7 protein-coding genes are annotated in these 6,225 nt (G+C 69.8%); all 7 read left to right on the top strand.

Features of this window, described 5'->3' with window-relative positions; genetic code table 11:
- Positions 1-411: 411 nt before the first annotated feature.
- The 7 genes from rpmH to ACULK2_RS17980 all read left to right on the top strand — a co-directional run bounded on the left by rpmH (position 412) and on the right by ACULK2_RS17980 (position 4,908).
- A complete protein-coding gene (gene rpmH / locus ACULK2_RS18010) occupies positions 412-549 on the top strand; it encodes a 50S ribosomal protein L34 (protein ID WP_064002918.1) in 138 nt (45 codons plus the stop codon).
- An 8-nt stretch (positions 550-557) separates the two neighbouring features.
- Entirely contained in the window at positions 558-959 is a 402-nt protein-coding gene (rnpA, locus tag ACULK2_RS18005; RefSeq protein WP_445967777.1) for a ribonuclease P protein component, read from the top strand.
- A 1-nt stretch (position 960) separates the two neighbouring features.
- On the top strand, positions 961-1,461 hold the full coding sequence (yidD, locus tag ACULK2_RS18000) for a membrane protein insertion efficiency factor YidD (RefSeq protein ID WP_445967778.1): 501 nt from the start codon (positions 961-963) through the stop codon (positions 1,459-1,461).
- A 9-nt stretch (positions 1,462-1,470) separates the two neighbouring features.
- The gene (yidC, locus tag ACULK2_RS17995) at positions 1,471-2,448 is read left to right on the top strand and encodes a membrane protein insertase YidC (protein ID WP_445967779.1); all 978 of its coding nucleotides are present in this window, start codon (positions 1,471-1,473) and stop codon (positions 2,446-2,448) included.
- 5 nt (positions 2,449-2,453) lie between these two features.
- Positions 2,454-2,951, top strand: coding sequence for a Jag family protein (locus ACULK2_RS17990; RefSeq protein ID WP_445968213.1), 498 nt, complete (start codon positions 2,454-2,456; stop codon positions 2,949-2,951).
- Positions 2,952-2,999: 48 nt separating this feature from the next.
- Entirely contained in the window at positions 3,000-3,656 is a 657-nt protein-coding gene (rsmG, locus tag ACULK2_RS17985) for a 16S rRNA (guanine(527)-N(7))-methyltransferase RsmG (RefSeq protein ID WP_445967780.1), read from the top strand.
- A 169-nt stretch (positions 3,657-3,825) separates the two neighbouring features.
- Entirely contained in the window at positions 3,826-4,908 is a 1,083-nt protein-coding gene (locus tag ACULK2_RS17980) for a S66 family peptidase (RefSeq protein WP_445967781.1), read from the top strand.
- The last annotated feature ends 1,317 nt before the right edge of the window (positions 4,909-6,225 follow it).

The raw sequence follows: 6,225 nt of genomic DNA, 5'->3' as shown, positions 1-6,225 counted from the left end.
CGCTCCCCGCAATCTGTCGCACCGTTCGGCGGCCGCTCGTCGCTCCCCCGAGCGATTCGGCGGAGCGGCCCGAAGGCGTCTGTTCACAACGTTTCCACCACCTGTGAGCAGACTTGCGAGAACCGCGGGATTCCGCCGCACAGGCTGGGGATAACTGGTGTCACACGCTAGCGAATCGGGCCTGCTCGGACAAATGCCGATTCGAGGATCCGACGCGCCGTCGGCGTGTCGCTCCGCCGGTGAACCTGTGGATCGCGCGAGAATGTCCCTTCCGATGTGCGCCCGGTTTGACCGCGGCATCCGCAAGCCGTAGTTTTAATCAGTTGACCGCAGCCCTTTCGGGCACCGAGTTCTCCCCGCCGGCGCACCTGTGACGCGTCCGTGCGCGGAATTTCCCAGCCGGAGAAGAAGATGAGCAAGCGTACGTTCCAGCCCAACAACCGTCGTCGCGCGAAGAAGCACGGCTTCCGCGCTCGCATGCGCACGCGTGCCGGCCGCGCGATCCTCTCGGCTCGCCGCTCCAAGGGCCGCACCGAGCTCTCCGCGTAAGTTCCTCGGTGCTCGCCAAAGCCAACCGCATCACGAGCGCCGATGACTACCGGTTCATCGTGCGCCGTGGTGCGAAGGTCGCCGGTGCCCACACCGTGAGCTACATCCGCTCACGTGAGGCGGGTTCCGACGCGCGCTTCGGCTTCATCGTGTCCAAGAAGGTCGGCACCGCCGTCCGCCGCAACCTGGTTCGCCGGCGGTTGAAGGCGGCCGGCCGCGAATTCGTCGATGGCGGGGTCACCGCCGTCGACGTCGTCGTCCGCGCCCTGCCCACCGCGGCGGGCGCCGACTACGCCGAACTCCGCGGCGAGCTCGCCGCGGCACTCTCGGCGCGTGCCGCCCGACGCGCCGGGTCTGCGCCGTCGAACCGTTCCGCGGTGCCCGGCCCGTCCCCAGTGGAAGACCTCTGACGTGAAGAACCTCGCCTGGTTCGTCTGGCTCCTCCCCCGCAACGCGGGCGTGCTGCTCATCCGTGCCTACCGGGCCGTGGTCTCCCCCCTGTACGGCGACGTCTGCCGCTACTACCCGTCCTGCTCGGCCTACGGCCTCGGCGCCGTCCAGCACCGCGGCCTCGTCATCGGTTCGGCCCTGACCGGATGGCGCATCGTGCGCTGCAATCCCTGGTCCGCCGGCGGCGTCGACGACGTGCCGCTCCCCCGGGTCCGCCGCTTCCACGTGACGCGCTTCGGATTCGTCATCCCGGCCGACTGGGCGGGCAGCGCGGATCATGGGCGTCACGCCGGCCGCAGCGGCCGACGGCGCGTGGGCGTGCCCGTCCCTGCCGCGGGCGATGCGCACGCGGGGCACGTGCACCACGCGCACTCCCACGTCTCGACCGACGGCGACGCGGCCCCCACACAGCTCCGCCCAGCGGGCCCCGAACTCTCCCCCATCACGTCCCGAAAGGACTGACCCGACCCCATGGACATCTTCAGCATTCTCCTATGGCCCATCAAATGGGCCATCGAGCTGATCCTCGTCGCGTTCCATTCGCTGTTCACCTTCTTCGGGATGGACCCGGCAGCCGGCATCACGTGGGTGCTCGCCATCACCGGACTCGTGATCGTGGTGCGCGCGGCCCTGATCCCCATCTTCGTGCGCCAGATCAAGAGCCAGCGGCGGATGCTCGAGGTCGCGCCTCAGCTGAAGAAGATCCAGGACAAGTACAAGGGCAAGAAGGACCAGTTCTCCCGCGAGGCCATGTCGCGCGAGACCATGGAGCTCTACAAGCGCACCGGGACCAACCCGCTCTCGTCCTGCCTGCCGCTGCTGCTGCAGATGCCGATCTTCTTCGGCCTCTTCTCGGTGCTGAACGACGCGTCGATCCACGCGGACCGCGGTGGCGTCGGGGCGATGACGCCCGAGCTCGCCGAGCAGTTCTCGAACGCAGAGTTCCTCGGCGCGCCGCTCAACTCGACCTTCATCGGCGAGTGGAACGCGATGATCGCGGGCGATCCCTTCAGCGCCTCCACGATGTTCGTCGCGGTCACGATGATCATCCTGATGACCGCTTCGCAGTTCATCACCCAGCTGCAGATCGTCTCGAAGAACATGTCGCCGGAGACCAAGGCGAGCCCGATGTTCCGGCAGCAGCGCATCCTGCTGTACCTGCTCCCGCTGGTCTTCGCCTTCTCGGGCGTCGCGTTCCCCCTCGGCGTGATGTTCTACTGGCTCGTCTCGAACTTCTGGACCATGGGCCAGCAGTTCATCGTGATCCGCAACATGCCGACGCCGGGCAGCGACGCGGCCAAGGCCCGCGAGGCCCGGCTCGCCCGAAAGGGCAAGCTCGTCGTCGAGACGAAGGCGGATGGCGAGGACGCCGAGCCGCAGAAGCCCAGCACGACGCAGCGCCAGCAGCCCATGGGCAAGAACCGCGCGAAGAAGCAGAACAGGAAGTGACCACGATGACCGACGTCCAGCACGACGCCGCGACGCGATCCCTCGAGCAACTCGAGGAGGAGGGCGACATCGCGGCCGACTACATCGAGGAACTCCTCGACATCTGCGACCTCGACGGCGACATCGACATCGACGCCCGCAACGGCCGGGCCTACGTGTCAGTCCACGCCGCCGAGGCGTCCTCGCTTGCCGTGCTCGCCCGCCCGGAGACGGTGACGGCGTTGCAGGAGCTCACCCGTCTCGCCGTGCAGACGAGGACCGGGGTCTTCTCCCGCCTGATCCTCGACGTCGGCGGGTCGCGCGACGCTCGCCGGGACGAGCTCGGTCGACTCGTCGCGCGAGCGGCGGAGCGGATCGAGGGCGGCGCCTCCGAGGCGGCGCTTCCGCCCATGTCGTCGTACGAGCGCAAGCTCGTGCACGACCTCGTGGCCGAGCGCGGCCTGCACTCGGAATCACGGGGCGAGGGCGCGGACCGTCACACCGTCATCACCCGAGTCGGCTGAGGCGGCTCCCCTCCTCAGTGCGATCGCCGACGACGTTTCACGTGAAACATGACTGATCCCTCCCCCGACCAGCCGGCCGTGCTCGAGCCCGAGCCGTCGTCAGCGGCCGTCGTCTTCGGCGACCGTCTCGAGCTCGCCCGCACGTTCACCGAGAACCTGGCGCGCCACGGCGAGGAACTCGGCCTGATCGGGCCGCTCGAGCTTCCGCGGCTGTGGTCGCGCCATGTCGTCAACTCCGGCCTGGTCGCTCCGCTCCTCCGACCCGGTCGCGTCGGCGACGTGGGCTCCGGCGCAGGTCTGCCGGGTCTCGTGCTCGCGATCGCCCGCCCCGATGTGCAGCTGACGCTCATCGAGCCCATGGAGCGACGGGTCGCCTGGCTCGAGCGGCAAGTCGACGAGCTCGGGCTCGAGAACGTCGAGGTCGTCCGGGCTCGCGCCGAGGAGGTCAGGCTCAAGGGGCGGCTCGACCAGGTGACCGCCCGTGCCGTGAGCGCACTGCGCACGCTGATTCCGATCACCGCTCCGCTGCTGCGCCCGGGCGGTGAGCTCGTGCTCATGAAGGGCAGCGGCGTGGACGCCGAGATCGGCGCGGCCGAGAAGGCGATCCGCCGGTTCAAGCTGACCGACGTCGAGGTCGTCGTGCTCGGCGAGGGGGCCGTCGACGAGGTGACGCGGGTGTTCCGCGCGCGCGTTCCCTCGGCATAGGCGCGGCGAGTGGTGGCCGGCGCGAGCCGGGCTTCGGCGCTCGCGATGCGGTGCAGGACCCGTGTCCGTGCGCGCGGGCGTGGTGCTCGCCGATGTGCGGTGATCCTGTTCCTCGTTGTGCCGTCGTCGGCGCGTGCATGGACCTGGTTCGGTGCGAGATGATCGGCGGATGCCCCAGCATCAGCTCGTCCATCCGCCGAAGGCCCGATCCGGTGACCGGGTCGCGGTGCTCTCTCCCGCGTGGGCCGCACCCGCCTTCTTCCCGGAGGTCCACGAGCAGGCCATGCGTCGGCTGAGCGACCTCACCGGGCTCGTTCCGGTGGAGTACCCGACCACGCGCCGCGCCGACGCCACGCCACAGGACCGGGCCGCCGACCTGATGTCCGCGTTCACGGATCCGTCGATCCGCGCCGTACTCGCCACCATCGGCGGCGACGACCAGATCCTGGTGATCCCCCATCTCGACGCGGACGCGGTGGGAGCGGACCCGAAGCCCTTCGTCGGCTACAGCGACAACACCAACCTCCACCACTGGCTGTGGAGTCACGGCATCGCGAGTTTCTACGGCGGCAGCACCCAGGTCCATATCGGCGCCGGTGCCGGAGTTGACGACGTGCATGCGCGATCACTGCGGTCAGCGCTGATCGAAGGTGGAGTGCTCGAGATCGAGGATCCGGGCGAGTCGGAGGACTTCGGGTTCCCGTGGAGCGATCCGCGCGCATTGACGGCGTCGCCGGAACGCGAGCCGACCGAGCCGTGGACGTGGGCGGGCGGCGGCGGCATCGCGCGTGGGAGGACGTGGGGCGGATGTCTCGAGGTGATCGACCAGATCCTCGTCGCCGATCGCTTTCCGTTCGACCCGGACGAGCTCGAGGGCGCGGTTCTGTTGATCGAGACCAGTGAACTGCTCCCGCCGGCCGACTGGGTCGGGCGTGTTCTCCGCGCGATGGGAGAACGAGGGTTGCTCGCACCACTCGCCGCAGTCGTGTCGGCCCGGCCCCCAGCGAACTCCCTCGATGAGCGGCGATCGCCGGCAGAGCGGTGGGCTTATCGCGCTGCACAACGGGACGTCGTCATCGCCCAGATCGGGCGTTACAACCCGGCCGCCGTGATCTGCGTCGGCCCGCCGTTCGGCCACACGCGGCCCCAATGGGTCGTCCCGTACGGCGCGATGATGTCGCTGGACCCCCACGCGAGGACGGTCGCGGCCGATTACGGGCCGGATGCCGGACGGACTGCCCGTTTCACGTGAAACGGCGCGGCTGTGACCTGCGCTTCGGCATCCGAGTCGGCGTTTCACGTGAAACGGTCGATCCGCTTTCCGCTGCTCGCTCTGATGTTCCACATGAGCGCGATTCGGAGGGTGCCCGCTGTCCCCACTGATCCACCTGCCCTCATCGATTCCTCGACGGGATCGCGGTCCGGTTCGCCTCCGAGGCCGAGGCGCGCACCGGCACCGCGAAGCCGGCCTCGGCCTCGCGCTCTGGGACTCGGGCTGCGTGGGATCGAGGCCGCAGGATCGAGCAGAGTGGAATCACCGCGCAGACCGGGCTCTGCAGGCGCCGCGCGCGTCGACCGCCCGGGCGTGCGGCCGTCGGGACTCCGACACCGCACCGCTCGATGCAATGGATCGGAGGGCATCGGGCCAGCCACGGTCGCCCGTCGGCCGCGTGATGCGGATGTCCGCGAGTCGCCGGGTCGCGCTCGCTCGCGTCGGCCGAAGTGGACTGCAATGGGTCCGGTCGATCCGAGGCGCGCGGACGGAGATCGCCCCTCACGACCGCACGATCAGCGGGGCTGCGTACCACCGTGCCTGCGCGCGCGACGCGGAGCTCTCGAGATTCCGGTGCCCAGGCGGAAGCGCTCGACGGGTGCGCCTCGACGGATGCGTCGAGGATCCGGTGGCGGCCGACGCGGCCGATGCGCGTGGTGGAGACGATGGATCACCGGAGCGCGTGCCCGCGACGCAGGGCGGCGTGCCGCCACCTCGCGCAACGGACGCGTGATCGCGTCGTTCGGTCGCCCACGCGGGCATTCCATCCCGGTCGGCCTTCGGCCCTCGCACCGGGCGCGGGTCCGTGTCAGCTCGTGCGATCGGTGATCGCGCAGGTCGGCGGCACGCTCCCCATGTCCGCGGCCTCGTCGACGCCGCCGAGGAGGGGACGGATCCCGTCTCTGGTGCACGCACGGCTCGGCCGACTGACTGACCGTGACCGTTTCGGAGGCGACCGTCGCCGGGCCGGCGATGGTGCCGCCGGCTTCAGCGGGGGCGCCGGGGTGCGGCGACCGACTGCGGTGCCGACCGGATGGAAGCGACGCTCGTGTCCCAGGGCCGGACGACAGCTCGCACTCCCCCTACGTCCTGTGCGTGATCATCGCCCGATGCAGCGCGCCGGAGCTCTGCCGCGGCCCGGGCCGAAGAGCAAGGTCCTCGCGACCCGCGGGGACGAGGAATGTTCCACGTGAAACATGATGACGTCGTGGACGCGAACCGGGCCGCATCGGGCACCACCTCCCATCCGCTCTCACGTGGAACTCCGCGTGGATCCGCGCGGCCCTGCGTGCTCTT

This window comes from Agromyces molybdatiresistens, assembly GCF_052748445.2.
This window is presented reverse-complemented; position numbering and strand designations above follow the sequence as displayed.

What these genes read in the sequence shown, in the direction of transcription:
- yidC (WP_445967779.1), top strand. Translation starts at nt 1,471, where the DNA reads ATGGACATCTTCAGCATTCTCCTATGGCCCATCAAATGGGCCATCGAG.
- rpmH (WP_064002918.1), top strand. Translation starts at nt 412, where the DNA reads ATGAGCAAGCGTACGTTCCAGCCCAACAACCGTCGTCGCGCGAAGAAG.
- ACULK2_RS17990 (WP_445968213.1), top strand. Translation starts at nt 2,454, where the DNA reads ATGACCGACGTCCAGCACGACGCCGCGACGCGATCCCTCGAGCAACTC.
- rsmG (WP_445967780.1), top strand. Translation starts at nt 3,000, where the DNA reads ATGACTGATCCCTCCCCCGACCAGCCGGCCGTGCTCGAGCCCGAGCCG.
- ACULK2_RS17980 (WP_445967781.1), top strand. Translation starts at nt 3,826, where the DNA reads ATGCCCCAGCATCAGCTCGTCCATCCGCCGAAGGCCCGATCCGGTGAC.